The 26,039-nt window shown below is 64.9% G+C and carries 26 protein-coding genes and 1 pseudogene; 19 read left to right on the top strand and 8 right to left on the bottom strand.

Annotated elements, in window-relative coordinates:
* Nucleotides 1-10: 10 nt before the first annotated feature.
* Nucleotides 11-706, top strand: coding sequence for a response regulator (locus tag RRX38_RS06115; protein WP_315961927.1), 696 nt, complete (start codon nt 11-13; stop codon nt 704-706).
* 48 nt (nt 707-754) lie between these two features.
* Here the strand turns inward: RRX38_RS06115 and RRX38_RS06110 are convergent, their stop codons facing one another.
* The gene (locus tag RRX38_RS06110; RefSeq protein ID WP_315961926.1) at nt 755-1,783 is read right to left on the bottom strand and encodes a patatin-like phospholipase family protein; all 1,029 of its coding nucleotides are present in this window, start codon (nt 1,781-1,783) and stop codon (nt 755-757) included.
* Nucleotides 1,784-1,928: 145 nt separating this feature from the next.
* On the opposite strand from RRX38_RS06110, the gene RRX38_RS06105 reads away from it, so the two are divergent.
* The 6 genes from RRX38_RS06105 (at nt 1,929) to RRX38_RS06080 (ending at nt 7,879) form a co-directional block, all read left to right on the top strand.
* On the top strand, nt 1,929-2,207 hold the full coding sequence (locus tag RRX38_RS06105) for a hypothetical protein (RefSeq protein WP_315961925.1): 279 nt from the start codon (nt 1,929-1,931) through the stop codon (nt 2,205-2,207).
* A 127-nt stretch (nt 2,208-2,334) separates the two neighbouring features.
* Nucleotides 2,335-3,252, top strand: a complete 918-nt coding sequence (locus RRX38_RS06100) for an AAA family ATPase (RefSeq protein ID WP_295474956.1) — start codon at nt 2,335-2,337, stop codon at nt 3,250-3,252.
* The gene (locus RRX38_RS06095) at nt 3,222-4,205 is read left to right on the top strand and encodes a DUF58 domain-containing protein (RefSeq protein ID WP_315961924.1); all 984 of its coding nucleotides are present in this window, start codon (nt 3,222-3,224) and stop codon (nt 4,203-4,205) included. The genes RRX38_RS06100 and RRX38_RS06095 overlap by 31 nt, the downstream gene beginning before the upstream one ends.
* Nucleotides 4,202-6,208 carry a DUF3488 and transglutaminase-like domain-containing protein gene (locus RRX38_RS06090; protein ID WP_315961923.1) on the top strand — a complete coding sequence of 669 codons (2,007 nt, stop codon included), beginning with the start codon at nt 4,202-4,204 and terminating at the stop codon, nt 6,206-6,208. The genes RRX38_RS06095 and RRX38_RS06090 overlap by 4 nt, the downstream gene beginning before the upstream one ends.
* 22 nt (nt 6,209-6,230) lie before the next feature.
* Nucleotides 6,231-6,989, top strand: coding sequence for a CHAD domain-containing protein (locus tag RRX38_RS06085; RefSeq protein ID WP_315962638.1), 759 nt, complete (start codon nt 6,231-6,233; stop codon nt 6,987-6,989).
* A 92-nt stretch (nt 6,990-7,081) separates the two neighbouring features.
* Nucleotides 7,082-7,879, top strand: coding sequence for a thioesterase family protein (locus RRX38_RS06080; RefSeq protein WP_315961922.1), 798 nt, complete (start codon nt 7,082-7,084; stop codon nt 7,877-7,879).
* A gap of 34 nt (nt 7,880-7,913) precedes the next feature.
* Here RRX38_RS06080 and RRX38_RS06075 read toward each other — a convergent pair whose 3' ends face one another.
* The 4 genes from RRX38_RS06075 to RRX38_RS06060 all read right to left on the bottom strand — a co-directional run bounded on the left by RRX38_RS06075 (nt 7,914) and on the right by RRX38_RS06060 (nt 12,097).
* Nucleotides 7,914-8,276, bottom strand: a complete 363-nt coding sequence (locus tag RRX38_RS06075; protein WP_295474966.1) for an Mpo1-like protein — start codon at nt 8,274-8,276, stop codon at nt 7,914-7,916.
* Between the two features lie 179 nt (nt 8,277-8,455).
* Nucleotides 8,456-9,385 (bottom strand): IS110 family transposase, encoded by a 930-nt coding sequence (locus tag RRX38_RS06070; protein ID WP_315959592.1) that lies wholly within the window; start codon nt 9,383-9,385, stop codon nt 8,456-8,458.
* A 324-nt stretch (nt 9,386-9,709) separates the two neighbouring features.
* On the bottom strand, nt 9,710-11,185 hold the full coding sequence (locus RRX38_RS06065; RefSeq protein WP_315961921.1) for a methyl-accepting chemotaxis protein: 1,476 nt from the start codon (nt 11,183-11,185) through the stop codon (nt 9,710-9,712).
* Between the two features lie 60 nt (nt 11,186-11,245).
* Nucleotides 11,246-12,097 (bottom strand): TatD family hydrolase, encoded by an 852-nt coding sequence (locus RRX38_RS06060; RefSeq protein ID WP_295474972.1) that lies wholly within the window; start codon nt 12,095-12,097, stop codon nt 11,246-11,248.
* 194 nt (nt 12,098-12,291) lie between these two features.
* On the opposite strand from RRX38_RS06060, the gene RRX38_RS06055 reads away from it, so the two are divergent.
* The 4 genes from RRX38_RS06055 to RRX38_RS06040 all read left to right on the top strand — a co-directional run bounded on the left by RRX38_RS06055 (nt 12,292) and on the right by RRX38_RS06040 (nt 15,550).
* Nucleotides 12,292-13,719: a transglycosylase SLT domain-containing protein gene (locus RRX38_RS06055; protein ID WP_315961920.1), complete on the top strand. Its 1,428-nt coding sequence runs from the start codon at nt 12,292-12,294 to the stop codon at nt 13,717-13,719.
* 102 nt (nt 13,720-13,821) lie between these two features.
* Entirely contained in the window at nt 13,822-14,262 is a 441-nt protein-coding gene (locus RRX38_RS06050) for a DoxX family protein (RefSeq protein WP_315961919.1), read from the top strand.
* A 218-nt stretch (nt 14,263-14,480) separates the two neighbouring features.
* Nucleotides 14,481-14,792 carry a class I SAM-dependent methyltransferase gene (locus tag RRX38_RS06045; protein WP_295474981.1) on the top strand — a complete coding sequence of 104 codons (312 nt, stop codon included), beginning with the start codon at nt 14,481-14,483 and terminating at the stop codon, nt 14,790-14,792.
* 104 nt (nt 14,793-14,896) lie between these two features.
* Nucleotides 14,897-15,550 carry a hypothetical protein gene (locus RRX38_RS06040; RefSeq protein WP_315961918.1) on the top strand — a complete coding sequence of 218 codons (654 nt, stop codon included), beginning with the start codon at nt 14,897-14,899 and terminating at the stop codon, nt 15,548-15,550.
* Nucleotides 15,551-15,662: 112 nt separating this feature from the next.
* On the opposite strand, the gene greB is transcribed toward RRX38_RS06040, so the two are convergent.
* Nucleotides 15,663-16,136, bottom strand: coding sequence for a transcription elongation factor GreB (greB, locus tag RRX38_RS06035; RefSeq protein ID WP_295474987.1), 474 nt, complete (start codon nt 16,134-16,136; stop codon nt 15,663-15,665).
* Between the two features lie 204 nt (nt 16,137-16,340).
* On the opposite strand from greB, the gene RRX38_RS06030 reads away from it, so the two are divergent.
* Nucleotides 16,341-16,808: a hypothetical protein gene (locus tag RRX38_RS06030; RefSeq protein ID WP_315961917.1), complete on the top strand. Its 468-nt coding sequence runs from the start codon at nt 16,341-16,343 to the stop codon at nt 16,806-16,808.
* A 16-nt stretch (nt 16,809-16,824) separates the two neighbouring features.
* Here the strand turns inward: RRX38_RS06030 and RRX38_RS06025 are convergent, their stop codons facing one another.
* Nucleotides 16,825-17,730, bottom strand: coding sequence for a polyprenyl synthetase family protein (locus tag RRX38_RS06025; protein ID WP_295474992.1), 906 nt, complete (start codon nt 17,728-17,730; stop codon nt 16,825-16,827).
* Nucleotides 17,731-17,916: 186 nt separating this feature from the next.
* On the opposite strand from RRX38_RS06025, the gene fni reads away from it, so the two are divergent.
* From fni to RRX38_RS06000, 5 genes and pseudogenes are all read left to right on the top strand, one after another.
* The gene (fni, locus tag RRX38_RS06020; protein WP_315961916.1) at nt 17,917-18,957 is read left to right on the top strand and encodes a type 2 isopentenyl-diphosphate Delta-isomerase; all 1,041 of its coding nucleotides are present in this window, start codon (nt 17,917-17,919) and stop codon (nt 18,955-18,957) included.
* Nucleotides 18,954-20,228, top strand: a complete 1,275-nt coding sequence (locus tag RRX38_RS06015; RefSeq protein WP_315961915.1) for a glycosyltransferase — start codon at nt 18,954-18,956, stop codon at nt 20,226-20,228. The genes fni and RRX38_RS06015 overlap by 4 nt, the downstream gene beginning before the upstream one ends.
* Nucleotides 20,225-21,391 carry a lycopene beta-cyclase CrtY gene (gene crtY / locus RRX38_RS06010; protein ID WP_315961914.1) on the top strand — a complete coding sequence of 389 codons (1,167 nt, stop codon included), beginning with the start codon at nt 20,225-20,227 and terminating at the stop codon, nt 21,389-21,391. Before RRX38_RS06015 ends, crtY begins: the two co-directional genes overlap by 4 nt.
* Nucleotides 21,388-22,881, top strand: coding sequence for a phytoene desaturase (locus RRX38_RS06005; protein WP_315961913.1), 1,494 nt, complete (start codon nt 21,388-21,390; stop codon nt 22,879-22,881). Before crtY ends, RRX38_RS06005 begins: the two co-directional genes overlap by 4 nt.
* Nucleotides 22,874-23,812 (top strand): annotated as a pseudogene (locus RRX38_RS06000) (phytoene/squalene synthase family protein); the annotation flags it as partial. The gene RRX38_RS06005 and the pseudogene RRX38_RS06000, both read left to right, overlap by 8 nt.
* On the opposite strand, the gene RRX38_RS05995 reads toward RRX38_RS06000, so the two are convergent.
* Nucleotides 23,757-24,293, bottom strand: coding sequence for a sterol desaturase family protein (locus RRX38_RS05995; RefSeq protein ID WP_315961912.1), 537 nt, complete (start codon nt 24,291-24,293; stop codon nt 23,757-23,759). The pseudogene RRX38_RS06000 and the gene RRX38_RS05995 overlap by 56 nt on opposite strands.
* 249 nt (nt 24,294-24,542) lie before the next feature.
* On the opposite strand from RRX38_RS05995, the gene RRX38_RS05990 reads away from it, so the two are divergent.
* On the top strand, nt 24,543-25,301 hold the full coding sequence (locus tag RRX38_RS05990; protein WP_315961911.1) for an OBAP family protein: 759 nt from the start codon (nt 24,543-24,545) through the stop codon (nt 25,299-25,301).
* An 81-nt stretch (nt 25,302-25,382) separates the two neighbouring features.
* The gene (locus RRX38_RS05985) at nt 25,383-25,940 is read left to right on the top strand and encodes a thioredoxin (protein WP_315961910.1); all 558 of its coding nucleotides are present in this window, start codon (nt 25,383-25,385) and stop codon (nt 25,938-25,940) included.
* Nucleotides 25,941-26,039: the final 99 nt, after the last annotated feature.

Genomic DNA, 26,039 nt, shown 5'->3' with positions numbered 1-26,039 from the left:
CAGGGCAATCATGAGCCAGACTTCGACCATTCTCGTCATCGATGACGAACCGCAGATCCGCAAGTTCCTGCGCATCAGCCTGGCCTCCCAGGGCTATAAGGTGCTGGAGGCGGCCAATGGCGCCGAGGGTCTGAACCAGGCGGCGCTGAATCGCCCCGACCTGGTGGTGCTCGACCTGGGCCTGCCGGACATGGACGGCCAGCAGTTGCTGGTGGAACTGCGCGAATGGCTGCATGTGCCGGTGATGGTGCTCTCGGTGCGCGCCAGCGAGGCGCAGAAGGTCCAGGCCCTGGACGGCGGCGCCAACGACTACGTGACCAAGCCCTTCGGTATCCAGGAGTTCCTCGCCAGGGTCCGCGCCCTGCTGCGCCAGCGGCCCGAGGGCCAGCCAGCCCCGGCGGCCCTGCAGCTGGGCGCCCTGCACATCGACCTGGCCAGCCGCCGGGTGCAACTCAATACGCAGGATGTGGCCCTGACCCGCAAGGAATACGCGGTGCTGGCCGAACTGGCTCGCCACCCTGGGCGGGTGATTACTCAGCAGCACCTGTTGCGTGAGGTCTGGGGGCCGACCCACATCCAGGACACCCACTACCTGCGCATCGTCATCGGCCATTTGCGCCAGAAGCTGGCCGACGACCCGACTGCGCCGCGCTACATCATCACCGAGGCGGGCGTCGGCTACCGCCTGGCCGCCGCCGAGGCCTGAAAGGCGCGGCTCAAACCACTGTCACCCAGCCTTGCTGTGCCGCGCGGCTCAGCGCCCTTCGCCTTCATAACGGTCCAGGGTGTCGCGGGCGATTTCGCGGCCCAGGGCGATCAGTTCCGGGGCTTTGTAGAACTCGAAGAAGCGGCACACCCGCTTGGGCACGTTGATAAGGATATCCGGCGGGTAACCGGCGATCTTGTACTGCGCCAGGGAGGTCTGCATCACCTCGAAACTCTGGTTGATCAGGTCCAGCAGCGAGGCCGGGCCGACGTTGTCGACGATCACCGCGCCGGTGGCGGACTTCGGCGCGCCCGGCGCTTCGGGCGCGGCGGCGGGCTGCTGGCCCTGCGGGTCGGCACTGGCTTCGGTCAGCCAGGGGTTGGGCGGCTGCGGGGGAGGCAACAGCGTGTCGTCTTCACCGGCCAGCTTGCGCCGGAACGGCAGGCGCGAGCCCAGCGAGTCGAGCAGCAGGTCGAAGCGCTTCTTCACCGCCGGCGGGCGTTCGATCACCGGCAGGCTGTAGTGCTGCTGGTGCGAGGCGTTGAGGTTGACGGCGACGATCAGGTCGCAATGGCTGGACACCACCGGCACGATGGGCAGCGGGTTGAGCAGCCCGCCGTCGACCAGCATGCGCGAGCCTTGCAGCACTGGGGTGAACAGACTGGGGATGGCCGCCGAGGCCCGCATGGCCTGGTGCAGGCAGCCTTCCTGGAACCAGATTTCCTGCTGGTTGGTGAGGTCGGTGGCCACCGCCGTGTAGGGAATCGCCAGGTCCTCGATGTTGATCTCGCCGACGATTTCGCGGATCTGGCCGAACACCTTTTCGCCACGGATCGCTCCCAGGCGAAAGCTCACATCCACCAGGCGCAGCACGTCGAGGTAGTCCAGGCTCTCGATCCACTGGCGGTAGTGCGGCAAGCGCCCCGCGGCGTAGATGCCGCCGACCACTGCGCCCATCGAGCAGCCGGCGATGCAGGCGATCTGGTAGCCGCGCCGTTCCAGTTCTTCGATCACGCCGATGTGCGCATAACCCCGTGCACCGCCCGAGCCCAGGACCAGTGCTATTCGTTTGCTCATTGCCAGGTTCCTTGTGCGGATTGATGTGAGGGCATCGCAAGCCGAGGGCGAGAAAAAACTGGGGTGAAACGCCGGTCGTCATGGCACTTTCGCGGCCATGCACCGTCAAAGCCGTTACCCCAATTCTCTTCGAGGAACCATTCCCATGAAAGCCTGGATCTGTCTGCCCCTGGTCATCGTGGCGCTTGCGGGCTGTGCCGGCAAGACCAACTATCGGGCCAGCTGCGGCACCGAACTCGATGCAGCCTGGCATGAACTCGACCTGGCCAAGGCCGAAGGCTTCGCCGGCACGGTCAGTTACTCCAAGGCGCTGTCGCTGCTCACCGCGGCGAAGACCCAGCAGCAGTTCGAAGGTTTCGAAGGCTGCACCCAGAAAGCCGAGAAGGCCCGCTTCTACATTCGCGAGTCGCGCGCCGGTCGTTGATCGGTGCGTCACGCAAAAGCTTGGCCAGCGAGCCCCGTTCTGCGAGGAAAGCGCCTACGCTAACTCTATAGCGTGCTCACCTGTGGCATTGTAATGGCCACGAGCAGATGTCGAGAGAGGCTGGGTAATGGGCAGAACACTGGATGCATGCCTCAGTGCGATCAACGAAATCGTGCTGGGCAAGGAAGCGCAGGTACGCCTGGCCATGACCTGCCTGCTGGCCGGCGGTCATCTGTTGATCGAGGACTTGCCCGGCATGGGCAAGACCACGCTCAGCCATACCCTGGCCCGGGTACTGGGCCTGAGTTACCAGCGCATTCAATTCACTTCCGACCTGTTGCCGGGGGACATCCTCGGCACTTCGGTATTCGATCGCGAAACCGGGCAGTTCACCTTCCACCCGGGGCCGATCTTCACCGAGCTGGTGCTGGCTGATGAAATCAACCGCGCCACGCCCAAGAGCCAGAGCGCGCTGCTCGAAGCCATGGAAGAAGGGCAGGTGTCGATCGAGGGCGCCACGCGTCTGCTGCCCGATCCGTTCTTCGTCATTGCCACTCAGAACCCGTTCAGCTCCGGCGGTACGTTCGCCTTGCCGGAATCGCAACTCGACCGCTTCCTGATGCGCATCTCCATGGGTTACCCGTCGCGTTCGGCGGAGCGCGCCTTGCTGCTTGGCCAGTCACGCCGCGTCTTGCTGCCCCAGGTGCAGGCGCTGCTCAACCATGCCGAGCTGGGCCTGCTGCAGGCCCAGGCACGTCAGGTGCGGGCCAGCGATGCGCTGGTCGACTACGTGCTGCGTCTGGTCGAGGCCACCCGCAGCCAGCCGCAGTTCGCCTTCGGCCTGTCGCCCCGCGCCAGCCTGGCGATCCTGGCGGCGGCCAGGGCCTGGGCGCTGCTGCTCAATCGCGACTATGTCATTCCCGAAGACGTCCAGGCCATTCTGCCTGCGGTGGTCGGCCATCGCCTGCGTGAGCGCAGCGACCCCACCGGGCATGGTGGCAACGCCCTGGTGCAGTGGTTGCTGCGCGAGGTGCCGGTGCTGTGATCGGCCCCTTCAAGCCGTTCTGGCATCGCTGGCTGGCCCGCCGCATTCCGGCGGCGCCCCGGGTGGTGCTCGACCACCGGCGCATCTTCATCCTGCCTACGCGCAGCGGCGCAGCGTTCGCCCTGGTGTTGGTGCTGATGCTGCTGGCCTCGATCAACTACCAGAACAGCCTGGCCTATGCATTGACCTTTCTGCTGCTGTCGCTGGGCGTGCTTGCCATCCTGCACACCTACCGTAATCTCAGTGCGCTGGTGCTCAGTGCCAGCGCGACACGCGCGGTGTTCGTCGGTGAGACCGTGCTGCTGCGCCTGCGTCTGGACAGCACCGGCCAGTCGCACCAGGCCATTGGTGTGGGCTGGAGCCGCGAGCAACTGCAGTGCCGCGACGTGGCCAGCAACGGTCACAGCGAGCTGGAGCTGGCGCTGCCATCACAAGCCCGTGGTTGGCTGAAGGCGCCGCGTATCCGTGTCGAAAGCGTGTTCCCGCTGGGCCTGCTGCGCGCCTGGACCTGGCTGGACCTGGAGCAAAGCGTGCTCATCTATCCGCAACCGGTGGCCGGGCGCATACCGTTGTTGGCCGGGGTGCAGCCGCACGCCGAAGACGATGGGCAGCTGACCCGTGGCCAGGGGGTGGACGACTACCAGGGTTTGCGTAATTACGTGCCGGGTGACAACCTGCGGCGCCTGCACTGGAAGGCCTGGTCGCGGGGGCAGGGGTTGCTGGTCAAGGAATTCAGTGACCTGAGCGGCCATGACCTGTGCCTGGACTTCATGGCCATGGCCGGTGATATCGAAGAGCGCCTGTCGCGCCTGTGCTACTGGGTGCTGGAGCTTTCCCAGCGCCAGCAACCCTTTGCCCTGCGCCTGCCGGGCTACGAGGTGGCCGCCGACAGCGGCGAGGGCCACCGCGACACTTGCCTGCGTGCCCTGGCGCTGTACGGCGTGCGCCCATGAACGGCAGCGCTGCCGAGCTGGGCCGGCCCATCACGCGCACCGCACTGACCTGGCTGTTGCTGGCCCAGGCGCTGATCATCGTCCCTTTCATCCCGCACATTCCCGTGCCGCTGGTGGGCCTGTGGCTGGTCTGCACGCTGTGGCGCATCCAGATTTTTCGCATGCGTGCACGCATCCCGGGCACCTGGGTCAAGGCCGCCCTGATGGTCGGCACCGCCGGCGGAGTGTACCTGGCGCGGGGCAGCCTGGTGGGGCTGGAAGCCGGCGCGGCGCTGCTGATCGCCGCCTTCGTACTGAAGATGCTGGAGATGCACAGCCACCGTGATGCCCAGGTGCTGATCTTCCTGGGCTTTTTCTGCGTGCTGGTGGGCTACCTGTTCGAGAGTGCCCTGGGCTGGGCGCTGTTCACCCTGCTGCCGGTGACTACGCTGCTGGCGGCGATGATCGGCCTGCAGCGCAGCGATCCCAGCGGCCACCCGGCCGCCTCGCTGCGCCTGGCGGTGAAACTGGTGGTGCAGGCGGTGCCGCTGATGCTGGTGCTGTTTCTGTTCTTTCCGCGCCTGGACCCGCTGTGGTCGTTGCCGCAGCCCAGCAACAAGGGCCTCACCGGGCTTTCCGACAGCATGTCGCCGGGGGATATCGCCGAGCTGGGACGTTCCTCGGCGCTGGTGTTCCGTGCCAGCTTCGAGGGCGACCTGCCGCCACGCGAGCGTCTGTACTGGCGTAGCCTGACCCTCGACCTGTTCGATGGCCGGCGCTGGTCGCAGTCACCGCAGACGCAGAGTGTGCAGTTTCCCGACTGGCAAAAGGACGGCGCGCCGCTGGCCTACAGCATTGTCATGGAGCCCAGTGGCAAGCCCTGGCTGCCGAGCCTCGACGTGGCCCAGACCGATCAGCCTGACGTACGCCTGATGGGCGACTTTCGTCTGCAGCGCCGCCGCCCGGTGAGTCAGTCTCTGATGTACAACGTGAAGTCCTGGCCTGAAGCCGTGCGCGACCTGCAGCCGGGGGAGGGCGTGCAGCGTCAGGCGCTGCAACTGCCGGCGCGGGGCAACCCGCAGGCGCGCCAGTGGGCGGCTGACCTGCATCGACGCTACCCGCAAGCCGACCGACTGGTCGGGGCGCTGCTCGACACCTTCCGCCAGCCGCCTTACCGCTATACCCTCAAACCGCCGGTGCTGGGGCCGGACAGTGTCGATGATTTTCTGTTCAACAGCCGCCAGGGCTTCTGCGCCCACTATGCCGGTGCCATGGTCTTCGTGCTGCGCGCCGCCGGTATCCCGGCGCGTGTAGTAGCCGGCTACCAGGGCGGCGAACTCAATCCCGAAGGCGAGTATCTGACCATACGCCAGTTCGATGCGCATGCCTGGGTCGAATACTGGCAGCCGGGGCGTGGCTGGCTGAGCGTCGATCCGACTGCCGCCGTAGCGCCGTTGCGCATCGAGCAAGGCCTGGAGCAGGCCCTGGCCGCCGACGAAGCCTTCCTGGCCGATGCCCCGATGTCGGTGCTGCGCTATCGCCACGTGCCGTGGGTCAACGCGCTGCGTCTGAGCTGGGACAATCTCAACTACAGCTGGCAGCGCTGGGTGCTGGGCTACCAGGGGCAGCAGCAGTTGCAGATACTCGACCGCTGGTTTTCCGGTTGGCAGGCGCTGGCCTTTCTGGGCGGCTTGCTGCTGAGCCTGGGGCTGGCCGCGCTGTGGCTGTTCAAACCGTGGCTGCGTGAAAGCGACGCGCAACTTCGGCTGTTCAACACGTTCGAACGCTTGTTGGCGCAGCACGGACTGCAACGCCTGCCGGGCGAGGGGGCCCAGGCATTCGGCGAGCGTGCGGCTCGTCATTTTCCAAGGCAGGCCGGCGCCATAACGGCGTTCACCGGACAATTCGTGGCGTTGCGCTACGCCGCGCCTGCCAGCTCGTTGCACGGCCTGCGCCGCGCGCTCAAGGATGTGCGTCGTCAATTGCCATGGCGACGGGCTGCTGGCAAGACCACAGAATCCTGAGCGGGGGTAGATCATGACATCGATGGTGGGGCATCTGATTGCCGAAGTCCTGGCGCTGGAAGTGCGCCTGTTTGCCTGCCAGGCACGCCTGGCGGTTTCCACTGACAGCGAGGCCTTGCACGACCTGCGTACCACGGTACGTCGTCTGCGCAGCGTGTTGCGACCCTTGCGGGGAGTTGACGGGGTCGACGAACTGGAAGACGCGGCGCGGGAGGTCGGGCGCGTGACCACACCGTTGCGTGACCAGCAGGTGCTGTGCGAATACCTCAATGCGCACGGCTGGCAGAGCCTGGCCAGGCCACGTGACCAGCATCTGCAGCAGACCTGTCCGAAAGTGGCCCTGAGCCCGGAACTCAAGCGTCTGTTCGAACGGCTGGGCAAGTTCCCTGAACGGCTGCGCGAGCAGCAGCGCGAAGGGCATTTGCGCGGCCTGCGCAGACGCATCGAAAAGCGCCTGGACAAGCAATGGGACAAGCTGCGCGAGGCGATGGCCGATCCCGAGCATGATCGGCATCACCTGCGCCTGCTGATCAAGCGGGTACGCTATGCCGCCGAAGTCTATCCACGGCTCAGCCATCAACCGTCCGGCATGGCGGCTCATCTCAAGCGCGCGCAAGGTGCCCTGGGCGACTGGCACGACCGTCTGCAATGGCTGGCCCTGGCCGAGCACCATGCAGACCTGGCGCCCTGTGTCGCGCTGTGGCGGTCCGGTATCGAAGAGGCGCAGCGGCACTCGGATATCGCCTTGCAACGCCTCGGGCAAGCCTGTTTCGAGGCCTGAGGCGGCATCAATGGCGTAAATGCCTTTTTGCAGTTGCAGGCGAGCTGGCTAAGCTGTGGCGGTCCTCAGACCACAACGAAGCGGAGCCTTGCATGAATTTCACCGACCTGTTGGCTGCAGCCGCTGACAATCCGGCAGCCGTGACCATTCCCACCGAGTGGGCCCAAGGACGGGCCAGCTTCGGCGGCCTGGTGGCTGCCTTGCAATACCAAGCGATGCGCCGCCGGGTGGATGCCGCGCGCCAGGTGCGTTCACTGGCCATTACCTTCGTCGCGCCGGTCGCGCCCGAGGTGCCGGTCACCTTCGACGTGGAGATTCTGCGTGAGGGCTCGTCGGTAACCCAGGTGCTGGGGCGTGCCTCTCAGAATGGCCAGGTAACGACCCTGGTGCAGGGCAGCTTCGGCGTTTCACGGGATTCGGTGGTGCTGTACGGCCAGCCGCCGTGCTACGAGGGTGTCAAGCCGCGAGAGCAGAGTCCCGCGCTGCCATTCGTAAAAGGTGTGATGCCAGACTTCCTGCAGCATCTGGAGATTCACTGGGGGCTGGGCAGCTTGCCCTACAGCGGTGTTCCGGCGCCGGCCATCGGTGGCTATGTACGCCTGCGAGACTGCCAACCCGGCCCGCTGAACGAAGCCCATGTGCTGGCACTGGTCGACGCCTGGCCACCCGGCCTGCTGGGCTGGCTGAAGAAGCCGGCGCCGCACAGCTCACTGACCTGGACCATCGAGTTCATCCACCCGCAGCTGTCACTGACCACGCATGACTGGTGTATCTACCATGCCGAGGTCGAGCACGCCAATAACGGCTACGGACACACCGCTGCCACGCTGCACAGTCCGGAAGGGGAACTCATCGCCATCAGCCGGCAGACCGTCACGGTATTCGGCTGAGCCTTGCGGGCGCCACTGACTGTGGCGCCCGACGTCAATGCCGGTGGCGTTCCTTCCAGGCGCGCCACCAGGCACCGCTGAGCAGAAAGCGCGGAAAGGTCACGAATTGTTCCATCAGCAGGCGACTGACCGCGTCTTTGCGGTTGGCGAACGGTTCGGGTGGCTGGCGCTCCAGTCGATGCCCATGGCCTTGCAGGCCCAGGGCGGCAATCAGCCCGATGACGCCTACGGCGATCGAGGTCAGGCTAAAGGACCACACACCGTCGAGCAGCAGCAGGGCTGCCAGAATGAACAGCGGGACTGCGAGCAGGTGCAAGGCCAGATTGGTGGAGTTGCGGTGGTTGGCGGCATAGCCGCGCCATTGCCAGGTGTGGAGGTTGGGAAGTCGCTTGGCCATACTGCAGTCCTCTTCAAGACATGACCGCGTACCGTGTGCGGTCGGATGTGTGAAGTCTAGGTCGACTGCAAGTGGCTGGCGAATCGAGGTTGGCTATAGGACTTATAGCAATCCTGTTCGGTTAAGCGCCTTGTGGCCGGGTAGGAGCCAACTGTCTTTCACCGAAGATCGACCAACGGTCAAATTGCACCCTCTCGCCATGGTGCACCATCTCGCACCATGGCGTTTAACCTCACCAGCAGGACTCGCATGCACGCCGTCAGCGCCACCTTCGCGCACTTACCTCGGGCGCGAAGTTGAGCGTATCGGTTCTTGAAGTCCTCGTTGTAACGGACCATCACCAAGGTACTCATGTACATCGCACGGCGTAGCTTCGCGCGTCCGCCGTAAATGTGCCGGTTACCGCGCTTAGTCCCACTGTCGTTGTTGTAAGGCGCCACTCCTGCCAAGGCCGCCACCTGTCCACGACTCAGATCCCCCAGCTCGGGCAGATAGCAAAACAGGCTGGAGATCGACACCGCGCCGATGCCTTTGATCGCTTGCAGGCGGTCCACCAAGGCCCCATCGACCTGTCGAGTCTGTGCAGCAATGCGTCGGTCTGCTGCCTTGATCATCTCTTGGATTTTGGCATTGAGCTCCCGATAGGCCTGCTGCACTTCAGGTTCTTGCGCTTGTTGAATACGGCGACGGTTGTCATCACGCTGCTGAACGAAGGCGTCACGCTGGTTCACCAGTTCGGTCAACTTATCGCGCGCTTCATCGGCCACCACAAACTCTTTCTTTCGCAAGGCATGGGCGAACATGGCCAGCATCTGCGCATCGATCGAGTCGGTTTTGGCTTGCTTGCCCATGGCCAGAGCGAACTGGCGAGCACGCAGCGGATTGATACGCATGACCTTGAATCTGGCCTTGGCCAGGAGTTTGACCGATAACCTTTCATAGCCGCCTGTGGCCTCAACCAGTACCTGCTCGACCCGGTTATCACTCAACCATTGGATAAGCTGGTGGATTCCTTCAGAGGTGTTGGTGGTGCAGAAGCTATTGCTCTGGGGATACAGCGCAATCTGCAGGGTATCTTTGGCGACATCGATTCCGGCGTAGGCGGTCATAAGAAAAACCTCTAGGCTTAAGGGCGAGAGGTCACTCTGAACGGGCTCACGCTTGTTGTTCGAGGTCGGACTCAGTCAACTGTTCGAGCTTGGGGTCAGAGTGAAAAGAGTGGATGGCAGTTGGGCTCCTACACGTGCTCCAGGGCACTGCGGCTTAACAGTTGCCATCCACCCCTCTCACCTCTGACTTTACCCTGTCGAAAGACACAAGCGGCTTCAGCCGCGAAGCCACCGCATTTTCACAGCAAATGCAGTGAATTTACCGGCGCTTTCGCGGCTAAAGCCGCTCCCACCGGGCGGCTGCGGCTTTAGCCTTGCTGCGCTCTACAGTTTCAGGCGGCCAATGGACTTGTTCAGCTCGCCGGCCAGGGTCGCCAGGTCGCTGCTGGTGCTGGCCGAGTCGACGGTCTGCGACACGGTGCGGTCAGTGACGTCGCGGATGCTCACCACTGCTCGGTTCATGTCTTCGGCCACCTGGCTCTGCTGCTGGGCGGCCACCGCGATCTGGGTATTGCTTTCGCGCATCTGCGCCACCGCGTCGGCAATCGCGGCCAGGGCTTCGCCCGCTTCGCGCGCCTGCTGGACGCAGTCGTCGGCCTTGTGCGAGCTGTCCTGCATGAAATCCACGGCGTCCCGTGTACCGGCCTGCAAGTCGCCGATCATGCTGGTGATTTCATCGGTGGAGGTCTGCACGCGCTTGGCCAGGTTACGCACTTCATCGGCCACCACGGCGAAGCCCCGGCCCATTTCGCCAGCCCGTGCCGCCTCGATGGCGGCGTTGAGGGCCAGCAGGTTGGTCTGCTCGGCGATGCTGTGGATCACGCTGACCACGCCACTGATCTTCTGGCTGTCTTCGGCCAGGCGCTGGATCATCTCGGCGGTCTGTTGCACGCCACTGGACAGTCCAGAGATGGACAGCTGAACGCGGTCGACCACTTCCTTGCCGCTGCCCGCAAGGCGGTCGGCGGTCTGCGACTGGTCACGGGTGGTGGTGGCATGCTGGGCAATGTGGTGGACGGTCGCCGACATCTCGTTGATCGCGGTAGCGACCTGATCGGTTTCGCTCTGCTGGCCGAGCATGCCCCGGCGTACGTCGCTCATGCCACTGGCCAGGTTGGCAGCGCCCTGGTCGAGCCGCGCGGCGGTCTGCGACACGGTGTTGACCACGCGCTGGTAGCCGGCCTGCATGGCATTGAAGGCCTTGGTCATCTGGCCCACTTCATCTTCGCTGCCGCCCGGCGCCCGCGCCGACAGGTCACCGCTGCGTTCGACATGCAGCATCACATCCTTGAGAGCGTTGAGCTGGCTGAGCAGGAAGCGGATCAGCAACTGCGAAGCGCAGAGCATCAGCACCATGAGCAGGAACACCGCCACCGCATACTGCACGAAGCGTTCGAACAGCAATTGTTCGATGCTCGGCGCATAGGCCGGGACCGCCAGGCGCTGGCCATCGCTGCGCGCTACCACCTGGGCACCGTAGAGAGTGTGGTCCTTGAGGGGCTGGTTCAGCTCGACCCAGCCGGTGGCCGAAGTCAGCGCCTGCAGCGGCTGGCCGTTCAGGCTCGGGGTCTGGCCGGCCGTGTAGCTGAGGACCTCGCTGCCGCCTGGCAGCGGCTGGCCGACGGGCCAGGCTGCCAGCAGACGGGCCTGGCCTTGCGCAGCCTGCTGCGCCAGTTCCTGGCGGGTCTGCTGCTCCAGGTGCAAGGCGTAGAGCACCAGCATCAGGGTCGTGAAAAAGGCCACCGTGTTGACGGCCCAGAACTTGTACTTCAATGAGAGGTTGCTAAGCCATGAGCCCATGATTGGTCTTCTTCTGCTCGTCGTGAGAGGTGATCGCAAGGTAATAGCACCTTGCCTCAGTCAGTCCTTGGAGGCTTGATCTGCATCAATGAAGCTGCAGCTTTCATCTGTGGCCAACGGCAGTCCGAAAAAGCGCCGGGCACAGGCCGTGGTATGGCGGGCCAGCGCCTCTGGACTTTCGCCGCGATGCAGGGCCACTTCACGCAGCACTTCGGGCAGAAATGCCGGCTCGTTGCGGCCATTCTTCGGCTTCGGGCGCAGGCTGCGCGGCAGCAGCCAGGGCGCATCGCTTTCCAGCATCAGCCGGCCTTCGGGAATGTCGCGCATCAGCGGATGCAAATGAGTGCCACGGCGCTCGTCGCAGATCCAGCCGGTGATGCCGATATGCAGGTCGAGGTCGAGGTAGCGATACAGGGCCTGCTTGTCACCGGTGAAGCAATGCACCACGGCGGCAGGCAAGTGGTCGCGGTAGTCACGCAGGATCCCCAGCAGACGTTCGCTGGCATCGCGCTCATGCAGGAATACCGGGCGCTGCAGCTGCGCCGCCAGGGCCAGTTGGGCATGCAGGGCGCTTTCCTGCTGGGGGCGGGGCGAGAAGTCGCGGTTGAAATCCAGCCCGCATTCGCCGACCGCGCGCACCCTGTCGTGCTGCAGCAGGGCCTTGAGCTGGCCTTCGCTGTCGGCGTTCCAGTCGCTGGCGTGATGCGGGTGGAAACCGGCGGTGCAGAACAGTCGCTGAGCGGACTCATCGAGTTCGAGACACAGGGCCAGACTCTCTTCGCTGCAGGCCAGGTCGGTGCCGGTCAGCACCAGTTGCGCGACCCCGGCAGCGAGGGCTCGCTGCAGGACCGCCTGTCGGTCGGTGGCAAAGCTGGCGTTGGTCAGGTTGACGCCGATATCGATCAATTGCATGGTTTCACCTCTGGCCATATGCCCGGGAGCATACCAGAGCCTCTCGCTTCAACTGAAAGTGCTTTGCATTCAATACCTTGAACCGGTCGGTTCAACGCTTTTGGCAACAACCCAGGGGATCGAACGGCGTTTTTGCCGGTCATAGCGGTCCCTACTTGTCTGTCTATCTGTCTGGTTTGATCCACGGAGAGCGAATGATCCGAGCCGCGCTATTGTCCATCGTCTGCCTGTCGGTCGCCGCTCCGCTGCTGGCCGACCCGCGCAAGCCCGTGCATAACGGCCCGCAGGCGGTACACAAGCGCACTCAGGCCAGGGACCTGCCGATCATCCGCAGCAGCAAGGTACTGCGCGTGCTGGTCAACCAGAGCCGCAACAGCTCCGGCGACGTCAAGGGCCAGGAAGTCGGCATCGAATATGCCCGCCTGCAGGCCTTCGAAAAATTTCTCAATGCCCAGAACGGCGGCAAGCTGACCTTCAAGATCATTCCCAAGGCCAAGAACCAGCTGGTGGCGGCCTTGCTGCGCGGTGAAGGCGACCTGATCGCGCCGGGCGAACTGCTCTACACCAGCGACAAGGCCGTGGTGGCCAGCCGGCCCATCGTCGCCGATGTGCCGCTGGTGGTGGTCGGTAGCCGGGGGCAGCGCAGCTTCCGCCAGCTCGACCAGCTGTCCGGGCGGACCCTGACCCTGCCCACCGGCAGCGTGGCCGACGAAGCCCTGCACCGCCTCAACCAGGGCCTGGCGCAGCGCAAGCTGGCCCCGGTGCATATCGAATGGGTCGACCCGAGCCTGGCGGTAGAAGACGTGCTGGAAATGGTCGAGGCCGGGATCTACCCCATGACCCTGGTAGAGCAGCCGATCGCCGAACGCTGGGCGCGGGTGATGCCCAAGCTGCGCGTGGAGCGCAACCTGAAACTCCATACCGAAGGCAATATCGGCTGGTTCGTGCGCCAGGACGCCCCGCTGCTGCGCGAAAGCATGGACCGCTTCCTGGCCTCCTACCGTGCGCCCGGTAATCAGGACGCGGTGCTGGCCGCCGCCTACAAGCCGCTTTACCGGGTCAACAATCCGCTGGCTCGCGCCAACCTGCAGCGCCTCAAGGAGTTGCGACCGCTCCTGCAACGCCACGGCGAGGCTCAAGGCATCGATTGGCTGGACTTGGCGGCGCTGGCCTTCAAGGAATCCAAGCTCGACCCGTCGGCCAAGGGCAGTGGCGGGGCGACTGGCCTGCTGCAGATTACGCCGTCGGCGGCGCGCCGCGTCGGGGTCGACAACATCAATAGCGCCGAAGGCAACGTACAGGCCGCCGCGCGCTACATGGCGCTGATTCAGCGCAAGTTCTTCGCCAGCCCGAGAATCAATGAGCGCGAGCGCATGGCTTTCGTCCTGGCCGCCTACAACCTCGGGCCGGAGCAGGTCCAGGCACTGCGCCAGGAGGCACGCCGCCGTGGCCTGAACGCAGACCAGTGGTTCTTCCAGACCGAGCGGGTGGCCATGGAGAAGAAAGGCACCGGTGTGGTGACCTTCGTCAACAGCGTGAACAAGTACTACCTGGCCTTCGATCGCCAGCGCGAATCCCTGGAGCAGGCTCCGGCGGGGCGCAAGTACGTCACGCGAAACTGATCTATAAATTAGATAATTACGTCGCATTAATTGCGGTATTCATATTGGTTGATTCGATTATGATGGCGCCATTCCCGCTCATCACTCCTTGGAATCGCCACTATGAAAAAGCTCCTCAACACTGTTGTCTCCACCCGCGCCGGCCTGGGCCTCACCGCCATCCGCCTGGTCGTCGGGATCATCTTCATCGCCCACGGCAGCCAGAAGCTGTTTGGCGCATTCGGTGGCTACGGCCTGGAAGGCACCGCACAGTGGATGGCAAGCATCGGCCTGACCCCGGGCTACCTGATGGCGCTGCTGTCTGGCAGTGCCGAGTTCTTCGGCGGCCTGGCTGTGCTCATCGGCCTGCTGGCGCGCCCGGCTGCGGCGGTGCTGATCTTCCTGCTGCTGGTGGCGATCGTCAGCGTGCACCTGGCCAACGGCCTGTTCATGGCCAACAACGGCTACGAGTTCGCCCTGGCCCTGCTGGGCGGTGCGGTCGCGATACTGTTCGAAGGCGCCGGCAAGTTGTCGGTGGACCGCGCCATCGCCGCGCGGGTCTGAACCCTGCAGCCGTTCCTGGACCAGTGGCTGGCCCGGCTTTCCGGGACCGGCCACAAGCAGTGCTTGCATTGCCGTGATTGCTGGCCCTAAGATGGCCACCAGCGCCGATTTAACAACTACTTGCGGGGCGCCGGCCTAGGCCAAATACCGCTAAAACGTTGGTTCGGTGTCGCCTCCCACCGCTGCCCAGCGGAAACTGTGAGGCGGAGAACACTGTCATGAGCCAGACCCAGCATCGTCCCCTGCGTATTTCCCCCATCACTGCCTACATCGGTCGCAAGAATCCGCGCATCCTGCTCGGCGGCGCTCACCAGCCTACTTTGCTGCGTTATCTCGACGGCTGGCCGCGCAAAGGCGGCAAGGCCAGTGCCTTCCTGCTGCAGTTCGTCGACACCGCGCAACCCCTGTCGGGCTACGCCAACGACCAGTTCGACCTGGCAGTGATCCATGCCCCGGATGCCGACAACGCCGCCGTGGTGATCCACGACCTGACCCGCATTGCCCGCCAGGGGTTGATCACACTGGGTTGAGCGGCTTTCTCGGACTTGGATGGTATGTTGACCAGCGAACGAAAAAGGCTTGCGGCCATCCTATGGCTTTACCCCAGCCTGCCAGGCAGTCAGAAGGTACGACCATGATCCGTCAAATCGAGGAACTCATTCACGCGACAACGACACGTAGGCATGCTGATTTTCCAGCCTCGGTCGTGGAGGCTCACCAACGCACCATCGAGCGCCATACCCATCTCGACGTGGCCTACAGCGCCTTAGAATCACTGCGGACCTCTGAAGAAGATGATCTGCGCAGCGAGCTTCGGGCCAGGCTCGCAGAACTCGCTGACGTTCTGGCTTTGGCCGATCTGGAAGCGCGTCTGCAACAGGTGGGGGAGGGTATTTATCTGGCCATCCCCTATATGTACACCTGCAGTGACAAACAGCCCGTCTATCTCGTCAACCGCACCGCCGAGGAGGTCATCTATATCGGCAGGCGGCTGCATGCTTTCGCCAGCGATGGTGATGACATCGTCGACTACAATGCTGCAGGGAGCGCCTTCGCAGACGGAATCGCGGCGTCTGCAACTCTTTCCCCAGGCGAGAAGCTTGCGGTGGATGAATATTCGATGGGCTTCGATGGCGACTTTATCGGCACCCATCGCATTCGCATGATGATCAGGGGGGAGCAGGTCGAGTTGCGCACCCGGGTTGGCCGGCTTGGTGGATACAGCGGGGGAAGTCTGTCCGACACGCCCGGGATTCACTTGCTCGAAGTGGCTGCGCCAGCAACCTGAGTGCCCCCGAGCCTGTGTGGGCGTACTTCATGCACATTTGCACTGGCTGCACGGACCTTGGGCGAGGCCTGGTGGCCAGTGAAGGTCTGCTCGGCCTCTTTCGGGGGGCGGATCACGGTTGGTAGGTAATCTGGTTGACATACCAGGTGGCCTCGCCATCCGGAATCTTCACCACCACTTCATCGTCGCGCTGCTTCTTCAGCAAGGCGCGAGCCATTGGCGAGTCGATGGAGATGTAGTCGTTGCGGCCATAGATTTCGTCGTGGCCAACGATGCGGAATTTCATCACCTGGCCTTCGTCGTTCTCGACTTCTACCCAGGCACCGAAGAACACCCGGCCTTCCTGTTCCGGGGAGTAGTCCACCACCTTCACGTCTTCCAGGCGCTTGCGCAGGTAGCGTACGCGGCGGTCGATCTCGCGCAGCAGCTTCTTGTTGTATTGATAGTCGGCATTCTCGCTGCGGTCGCCCAGCGAGGCGGCCCATGAGACTTTCTGGGTGATCTCCGGGCGATACACGCGCCACAGGTGGTCCAGCTCTGCCTTGAGCTTGTCGTGGCCTTCCCGGGTAATGATGTTGGTAGCCAAGCCGCCTCCTTGAATGGTTTTACCGATGCACGTCGCCCTGGCCGGACGCCGGCGCTGACTATAACGGGCTTGCGCCGGTGGCGGGAGAGGGGTGTTCGACACGGACCGGGGGCGCGGGAACCTCTGGTCTGTGGCAGGATCCATCATGCACCTTGTCGTGCCGGTAGGTTCCGGTACGCTTTTTTCGCCTGGAGGAACCGGCCCATGCGCCTGGCAGCTGCCGCTCTTGCAATGACTCTTTCGTGGACGGCCGTCGCCGAGACCTCCGAACCGACCGTCACGCGCTGGACTCTGCTGGATCAGCATGACAAGTCCTACACCCTCGACGATCAGGCCCAGGTGCTGCTGGTGGCACGCAGCATGTCGGCTGCGCGCATGCTGAATGCCGCCATCGAAGATCAGCCGCCGGGTTACCTGGAGGCCCGTCGGGTCATCTATGTCGCCGATATCGAGATGCTGCCCGCAGTGATGAAGCCGGTGATCGTTCCGGCGATGCGCTCGGCGAACTATCGCATCCTGCTGGACCGCGACGGTCGCGTGGCGGGCCGCTACAACGGCGACCGCGACACGCTGCAGTGGCTGCAGCTGGACAAGGGCAGGGTGGTGAAGGAGCAGCGCTTCGACGACGGCGCGCAACTGGTGCGGGCCATCGCAGCGTTACCTGCGCCTTGATGAAGGCGGGTCGCGCTCAGCGGATCGCGACCTTGGCGAAGATCAGTTGCAGGAAGTCGCCCAACTGGTGGTCTCGGCCCAAGGCTTCGTCCAGGCAGGCCTGTGCCTTGCGCAGGTGCTCGTACAGGCGCAGGGTGACGCCTTCCGGGCCATACAGCGCCATCAATGTCGACTTGCCAGCGTCCTTGCCCTGGTCCTTGGCGGTGTCCGGGCTGCTGTCGTGAAGGTCGTCGTAGAGCTGGAAGGCCTGGCCCAGCTCCAGCGCGAAGTTCTGTAGCGGCGAGCGCTTGCAGGGGGTCGCACCGCTGACCAGCCAGGCCATGTCCATGATGGCGCCGAACAGCACGCCGGTCTTCAGGGTGTTGGTCAGGGCGATCTGCTCGGCAGAGCGTGCCTGCTGACCATCGCGCAGGTCCTGGAACTGGCCGCGTACCAGGCCTTGCATGCCGACGGTATTGGCCAGCACTTCGACCAGTTGGGTGCGCGTTGCCGCTGGCAGCTCGGCAATGCCCGCTACTACGCCAAAGGCCCGGCTCAGCAGGGCAATGGCGGTGAGAATCGCCACGTCCTCGCCGAATTTCAGGTGTACCGTCGGGCGGCCACGGCGCAATTGCGCGTTGTCCATGCACGGCATGTCGTCCAGCACCAGTGAAGCGGCATGGATCATTTCCACCGCGCAACCCAGTTCCAGGGCCTGAGCCCCGCGATGACCGAGGCTGTTGGCGGCCAGTACCAGCAGAATGGGGCGCATGCGCTTGCCCGGCGCCAGTGTGCTATCGCGCATGGCCAGGGCGATCAGGTCGCGTTCGTTGCCGCTTTCCGGCAGCAGTTCGTCCAGGCGCCGGTCGATGCTGACCCGCAGTTCGGCGAGGTGATCGGCGAAGGTCGATTCGCTGGTGCCGCAGGTCTTTACTGTCAACATGGCTGCGTCCGTGGTGATGGGCGAAAGTATTGTCGTCCGCTTGCGTATCGTAAGGGAACGACTGGCGCGCCGGGATGCCTGAGGAGCATCTTATACGCAAGTTGTGCGAAGCTGAGGTCTTGTATAGCTTTTGCCAGTACAAGGGACAACATCCGGCAGTGAATGATTCCAGGGATATGTAATGTCATGAGCGAACATGATTTGAGTCGGCGCAAGGATGACCATCTGGATATCGTGCTGGCCGGGCTTGATGCTGGCGCACGTACGGCTTCTGCCTGGCAGCGGCTGCGCTTCGAGCATTGTGCCTTGCCGGAACTGAGCATGGACGATATCGACCTGTCCTGCCAGTTGCTCGGCCGTCCGTTGCGTGCGCCGCTGCTGATCAGCTCCATGACCGGCGGGGCGCAGCGCTCCACCGCCATCAACCGGCACCTGGCCGAGGCCGCTCAGGCGCTGGGCATCGCCATGGGCGTCGGCTCGCAACGTGTCGGCCTGCAAGGCGGCAGCGACCAGGGCCTGACCCGTGAGCTGCGTCGCCTGGCGCCGGACATCGCGCTGCTGGGCAATATCGGTGCCGCACAGCTGCTCGGGCCTGCTGGCCTGGACCTGGCGCGGCGCGCGGTGGACAGCCTGCAGGCCGATGCGCTGATCATTCACCTCAACCCCTTGCAGGAAGCTGTACAACCTGAAGGCGACCGCGACTGGCGCGGCGTGCTGGATGGCATCGCCAGGGTCGCCGCGCAGCTGGAAGTGCCGTTGATTGCCAAGGAGGTCGGCGCCGGCCTGAGCCCGGCAGTGGCCCAGGCGCTGGTCCAGGCCGGGGTGCAGGTGCTGGATGTGGCTGGCCAGGGGGGCACCAGTTGGGCCGCCGTGGAGGCAGGGCGGGCGCGCAGCGAAGCCGATCGCGCGGTGGCCATGGCCTTCGCCGACTGGGGCATTCCGACTCCCGAAAGCCTGGTGGGCGTGCGCCGGGTGCTGCCCGAGGTGCCGCTGATTGCCTCTGGCGGGATCCGTGACGGGGTGGACGCCGCCAAGGCGATTCGCCTGGGTGCCGATCTGGTCGGCCAGGCGGCCGGGGTGCTGCGTGAGGCGACGTTGTCTACCGAGGCGGTGATCGAGCATTTCCAGATTTTCATCCGCCAACTGCGCGTCGCCTGCTTCTGCACCGGCTCGGCCGACCTGGCGGCGCTGCGTCAGGCCCGCTTGCTCGCAGGCGAGCCGTCATGAGTCATTTCGCGGTCGTCGCCCCGGCGTACTACAGCCATTTCCAGGCCTTCCAGGCGCTGGCCGTGGAGCTGATAGAGCGCGGCCACCGCGTGACCTTTTTCCAACAGGCCGATGCACGCGTCTGGCTCAGCGACGCGCGCATCGGCTTTCACGCTTTGGGGCGCAGCACTCATGGGCCTGGTTGCCTGGCCGACAGCCTGAGGCGCGCCGGGCAGCCCTGTCATCCGCTGGGCTTGAAGCGGCTGATCGACCAGCTGGTTTCCAGCACCGCCATGCTGTGCGCCGAACTGCCCGCCGCGCTGGCCCGGCAGGGCATCGACGCCGTGCTGTGCGACGAAATGGAGGCCGCCGGCGCGTTGGTCGCCGAGGCCAGCGGCCTGCCGTATATCTCGGTGGCCTGTGCCTTGCCGGTCAACCGCGAGCCGCACTTGCCGCTGTCGGTCATGCCATTCGCCTATGCCGAGGACGAACGCAGCCTGCGCCTCTATGAAGGCAGCCGCAAGGTGCACGACTGGCTGATGCGCCCGTTGCGCCAAGTGCTGCATGAGGCCGCCCGGCAGTTGCACGTGGCGCCGCGCGACGGTGTTCACGAAGGCTTGTCGCCCCTGGCGCAGATCAGCCAGACCATTGCCGCGTTGGACTTTCCGCGCCGCGCCGCACCGGCGCACCTGCATCACGTCGGACCGCTGCGGCCCACGCTGCCCGAACCCTGTGGCGGCTGGCCGGTGGACCCGTTGCGCCCGCTGGTATTCGCCAGCCTGGGCACCCTGCAGGGCGAGCGCCTGGGCATGTTCCGCCAGATGGCGCGGGCCTGTCGGCAGATGAACCTGCAGTTGCTCATCGCCCATTGCGGTGCGCTGGACAAGACCCGCGAAGCCTTGCTGCTCGACGAAGGCGCCAGCTGGGTCACGGCCTTCGTGGCGCAACGCCAGGTGCTGCAACAGGCCGATGCGGTGATCACCCACGGCGGGCTGAACACGGTGATGGACGCCATCGCCACCCAGACGCCGATGTTGGTGATGCCCATCGCCTTCGACCAGCACGGTGTGGCCGCGCGGGTCAGCTACAGCGGGGCTGGGCTGCAGCTCAACCGCCGGGCGCGGGCGCCGCGCATCGCCGAGGCGCTGGACGCGCTGCTGGCCCGCCCGCTGCCGCGTCTGGCGCAACTGGCAGCGCAGTTGCAGCAGGCCGGCGGCACCCGGCGCGCGGCGGACATCGTCGAGCAGGTGCTGCGCAGCGGGCGTCCGGTGCTGGCCGAGGCGACGCCATGAGCTATGACCTGATTCTCGCCGGTGCCGGCTTGGCCAATGGCCTGATTGCCCTGCGTCTCAAGCGCCTGCGCCCGGAGCTGCGCATTCTCTGCGTGGAGCAACAGCCCGAGGCGGGCGGCAACCATACCTGGTCGTTCCATGAACATGACCTCAGCCGACGCCAGCGCCACTGGATCGAGCCGTTGATCGTCAAGTCCTGGCCCGCCTACGACGTACATTTCCCGCAGTTGTCGCGGCGCCTGCACAGCGGTTACGCGAGCATCACCTCGGAGCGCTTCGCCAGTGTGTTGCAGCGGGTCATGGGCGACGCCCTGTGGACCGGTCGGCGCATCGAGCAGGTCACGCCGCACAGCGTCATCCTGGAAGGCGGCGAGCGCCTGCAGGCGCGCGCGGTCATCGATGGCCGTGGCCTGCAGCCCGACCCGCACCTGGTGCTGGGGCGCCAGGCCTTTCTCGGCCAGGTCCTGCGGTTGCAGGCGCCCCATGGCCTGGAGGCGCCGATCATCATGGATGCCCGCGTCGCCCAGGAGGGCGGCTACCGCTTCGTATATGTACTGCCGTTTTCCAGCGATACGCTGCTGATCGAAGACACCCACTATGTCGACCGGCCACTGGCCTCTGCCGAGCGCCTGCGCCAGCACATCATCGACTATGCGACTCAACACGGCTGGCAGATCGCCGAAGTGCTGCGCGAGGAGACCGGTGTGCTGCCGATTACCCTGGCCGGGGATTTCGATGCCTTCTGGGGGCAGGTCGGCGACCAGCCGCTGTCTGGACTGCGCGCCGGCCTGTTCCACTGCACCACCGGCTATTCGCTGCCCGAAGCCCTGCGCCTGGCCGACTGGCTGGCCGGACAGAGCGTACTCGACGCCGAGGTGCTGGCCAGCGGCATTCGTGAGCATGCGCGGCGCCAGTGGCAACGCCAGGGTTTCTATCGCCTGCTCAACCGCATGCTGTTCCTGGCCGGGCGTGCCGAGGATCGCTGGCAGGTGATGCAACGTTTCTACCGATTGCCCGAGGGGCTGATCGGCCGCTTCTACGCCGGAGACACGCACGCGCTGGACAAGCTGCGCATACTCTTCGGTAAACCTCCCGTCCCCGTCGGCGAAGCCTTGCGCGCCTTGTTGCGCCATTCGCCGCGACATTTCGAGAACACCTTATGACCCAGGCTAGAAAAGCAGTGGTGATCGGCGCAGGCTTCGGAGGCCTGGCCCTGGCGATTCGCCTGCAGGCGGCAGGCGTGGCCACCACGCTGCTGGAGCGCCGCGACAAACCGGGCGGGCGCGCGTATGTCTATGAAGACCAGGGCTTCGTCTTCGACGCCGGACCGACGGTGATCACCGACCCCAGCGCCATCGAAGAGCTGTTCACCCTGGCTGGACGGCGCATGGACGACTACGTGCAATTGCTGCCCGTGGCGCCGTTCTACCGCTTGTGCTGGGAGGACGGTACGCAGTTCGACTACGCCAACGACCAGGCCGCCCTCGACCGGCAGATCCACGCCCTCAATCCGCGCGACGTGGCCGGTTACCAGCGCTTTCTGGCCTACTCCAAGGCGGTGTTCGAGGAAGGCTACCTGAAGCTCGGCGCGGTGCCGTTCCTGTCGTTTCGCGACATGATCCAGGCCGGCCCGCAACTGGCTCGCCTGCAGGCCTGGCGCAGTGTGTACGGCAAGGTGTCGCGCTTCATCGAAAACGAAAAGCTGCGCCAGGCCTTTTCCTTCCATTCGCTGCTGGTGGGTGGCAACCCGTTCGCGACTTCTTCCATCTATACCCTGATCCACGCCCTGGAGCGTCAGTGGGGGGTGTGGTTTCCCAAGGGTGGCACCGGTGCCCTGGTGCGTGGCCTGGTGCGCCTGTTCGAAGACCTGGGCGGGGAGCTGGCGCTGAACGCCGACGTCGCCCGCATTGAGGTCAGCGAGGGCAAGGTGTCCGGGGTGCGTTGCCAGGATGGGCGCTTTTGGGCGGCCGATTGCGTGGCCTCCAACGCTGACGTCATGCACACCTATGCCGACCTGCTGGGCCATGAGGCGCGTGGCCGCGACGAAGGGCGGCGCCTGGCGGGCAAGCGCTTCAGCAATTCGCTGTTCGTCATCCACTTCGGCCTCAAGCGGCCGCAGCCGCAGCTGCAGCACCATACGGTGTGCTTTGGCCCGCGCTATCGCGGCCTGATCGACGAGATCTTCAAGGGGCCGGGCCTGGCCGAGGACTTTTCCCTGTACTTGCACGCGCCCTGCGTCACCGACCCGGACCTCGCGCCGCCCGGCTGTTCCAGCCACTATGTGCTGTCGCCGGTGCCGCACCTGGGTAACGCGCCTATCGATTGGGAAGTGGAGGGGCCGCGCTATCGCGAGCGGATCTTCGCCTACCTGGAGAAGCACTACATGCCGGGGCTGCGCGAAGACCTGGTGACCAGCCGGATCTTCACCCCACATGATTTCCGCGACGAACTCAATGCCCATCTGGGGTCGGCGTTTTCCCTGGAGCCGGTGTTACAGCAAAGTGCCTGGTTCCGCCCGCACAATCGCGATGCGCACCTGAGCAACCTGTACCTGGTCGGGGCTGGTACGCATCCGGGCGCTGGCGTGCCAGGGGTGATCGGCTCGGCCAAGGCCACCGCCGGGCTGATGCTCGAAGGAATCGCCCATGCATGACACGCCTGACGAGCAGCGCCAGTTGCTGGCGCATGCCACGCGCAGCATCGCAGTCGGTTCCAAGAGCTTCGCCGCCGCCTCACGGCTGTTCGATCCGGCCACGCGCAGCAGTGCGGTGATGCTGTATGCCTGGTGCCGGCATTGCGATGACGTGATCGATGGCCAGCAGGCCGGTCATCAGGCGCGCCCGCTGGCCGACGGCGAAGTGCAACAGCGCCTGGCCGGGCTGCTGGCCCAGACCGAGGCGGTGTATGCGTTGCAGCCGGTGGTCGAGCCGGCTTTCGCCGCGCTGCGCGAGGTGGTGGCGCGGCATGGATTGCGCCGCGCCTATGCGCTGGATCACTTGGCCGGCTTCGCCATGGATGTCGATGGCCGCGAGTACTGCAGCATCGAAGACACCCTGGAGTACTGCTACCACGTGGCCGGGGTCGTGGGGCTGATGATGGCCCAGGTGATGGGCGTCAGTGACGAGGCAACCCTGGAGCGGGCCTGCGACCTGGGCATGGCGTTCCAGCTCACCAATATCGCCCGGGACATCGTCGAAGACGCTGAGGTCGGACGTTGCTACCTGCCGCAGCAATGGCTGGACGAACAGGGTATCGCGCGTGAGCGGCTGGCAGCCCCGGAGTACCGCGAGCGCCTGGCGGTGCTGGGGCAGCGCCTGGTGGACATGGCCGAGCCCTTCTACGAAAGTGCCCAGGCCGGCGTCACGGCCTTGCCATGGCGTTCGGCCTGGGCCGTGGCGACCGCCGGGGCGGTGTACCGCGAGATTGGCGTCAAGGTGCGTGAAGCCGGAGCCCAGGCTTGGGACAGCCGCGTGTCGACCAGCAAGGCTGACAAGCTGCGCCTCGTGGCGCTGGGCGCCTGGCGCGCGATCAGTTCCCGGGGTCGGCGCTGGCCGCCGCGTGATCCGGAGCTTTGGCGGCGTCCGCCGGCGGGCGTTGCAGCGGGCCATCATGCAGTGCTCTCAGCTGGGCCCGCAGGGTTGCCGTCGAAGGAGCGATGAGGAAGCCGAACGATACGCAGCGCTCGCGGCCCTGCACGGCGTGATGCATCAGGTGCGCCTGGTACAGACGCTTGAAGTAGCCCTTGCGCGGTACATAGCGAAACGGCCAGCGCTGGTGCACCAGGCCGTCGTGGGCAATGAAATACAGCAGGCCGTAACCGGTCATGCCGGCACCGATCCATTCCAGCGGGTGCAGGCCGATGCTGCCCAGGGCGATCAGCACGATGGCCACCCCGGCAAACACCACGGCATACAGGTCGTTTTTTTCGAACCAGCCGTGACGCGGCTCATGATGCGAGCGATGCCAGCCCCAGCCCCAGCCATGCATGATGTACTTGTGCGCGAACCAGGCAAAGCCTTCCATGCCCACCAGGGTCGCGAGAAAAACCAGCGTGTTGACGATCATCGACCTGACCTGTGAATGTCCTGGCCATGGGACTGCTGGCCAGGTATGAATGTTCGATTAGGCGGACAGAAAATCCCTCCCGCGTTGACCTCCGTCAATCCTGGCCGCCAGCACGTGCCCCTCTGTCGCCGGCTTGGCTCGTAGCATTGAACCCTGCGCTGCAACGTCAGGTCATCCACCTTGAGCATGAGGCTCCGGGGCGCCTGGCAGAGCCTTGCCTGCGCTCGACCACAGGAGGGAGGCAACAGCATGAACACAGCGAAGCGGACAGTGCAGGTGGTGCTGGCCGGCACCTTGCTCGGCGGTTGTGCCGGTCATGATACGCCTTCGGCGGTGCAGGCGCCTGGTGCTGACAAACGGATGTCGACCCAGGTACTCGAGGCGGGGGCTGCGTTGCTGCAGGGTCGTCCGCCGGTCGAGGCGTTGAACGCCTATCTCGACGGTTTTCATTTCTACAACGGACGCCCGCACCAGCAGATGGAGGCCCACCACTATTGCGCGATCCTCAACGACGAAGTGATCCAGTGCACGATCTTCGATGGTAACGGCCGTGATGCGAAGCTGATGGGCGTGGAGTACATCATCAGCGCCAGGCTGTTTGCCGGCCTGCCGGAGGCGGAGAAGGCGCTGTGGCACAGCCATGTGCACGAGGTGAAATCCGGACAGTTGCTCGCCCCAGGTATTCCCGAGGCCGCCGAACACGCGCTGATGGAGAAGCTGGTAGGCACCTATGGCAAGACCTGGCACACCTGGCACACGGACATGCACAAGGGGCTGCCACTGGGCATGCCCCAACTGATGATGGGTTTCACCGCCGAAGGCCAGGTCGACCCGGCGATGGTTGGCGAGCGTGACCGACGGCTGGGTATCGACAGCAGCGAGCGCCGACGCAGCCGTGCGGACATCCCGGCGCCCGGGGTGGACCCCGCCGCCGATGCCTGGCAGCGTGGGCAGGTGATCCAGATACCCGAGCCGGCACCCATGCCGCATCGGCTTGCCCCACGCTGAACGAGGGCAGGGCGATGATGGTCGAAACCGGCACGTTCATCATCGTCGCCGGCTTGCTGCCTGGCGCTTCAGGAGCCTTTTATGGAAACGTCCGTGTGGAATGCCGACCCTCTGACCTGGGGCCACGGCCCGCGTACCTTCGAGATGTTTCTCGAACCGACCTGTCCGTTCTCGGTGAAGGCCTTCGGCAAGCTCGATGAATTCCTGGCCACGGCTGGGGAGGACCGGGTTACCGTGAAAATTCGCCTGCAGTCGCAACCCTGGCACCTGTATTCCGGGGTACTGGTGCGCTGCATCCTGGCGGCCTCGACCTTGCCCGGTGGCAAGGACACGGCGAAAAAGGTCATGGCGGCGATTGCCGCGAACCGCTCGAAATTCGAGTTCGACCAGCACGCTGGTGGCCCGAACATGGACACCACGCCGAACCAGCTCATTGCCCGCCTGGAGAAGTACAGCGGCGTGTCGCTGGTCGAAGCCTTCGCCCAGCCGCAGCTGGAGCACGCGATCAAATGGCACTGCAAGTACGCCCGCCAGAATGGCATCCATGTCTCGCCGACTTTCATGGTCGACGGTCTGGTACAGGCGGATATCGGCAGTGGCGACTCGGTGCAGGAGTGGATCGACAAGGCCCGGCTCTGAGTCGCGCGCTTCTTGGACAGCTTCAGCCGCGAAGAGGCCAACACATTCGGCGCGTCCGCTGTGAACATGAGGCCGCTGCGCGGCTGAAACCCGACCTGT

Origin of the sequence: Pseudomonas sp. DTU_2021_1001937_2_SI_NGA_ILE_001 (assembly GCF_032463525.1) — a bacterium.
Classification (GTDB): Bacteria; Pseudomonadota; Gammaproteobacteria; order Pseudomonadales; family Pseudomonadaceae; genus Aquipseudomonas.
This window is presented reverse-complemented; position numbering and strand designations above follow the sequence as displayed.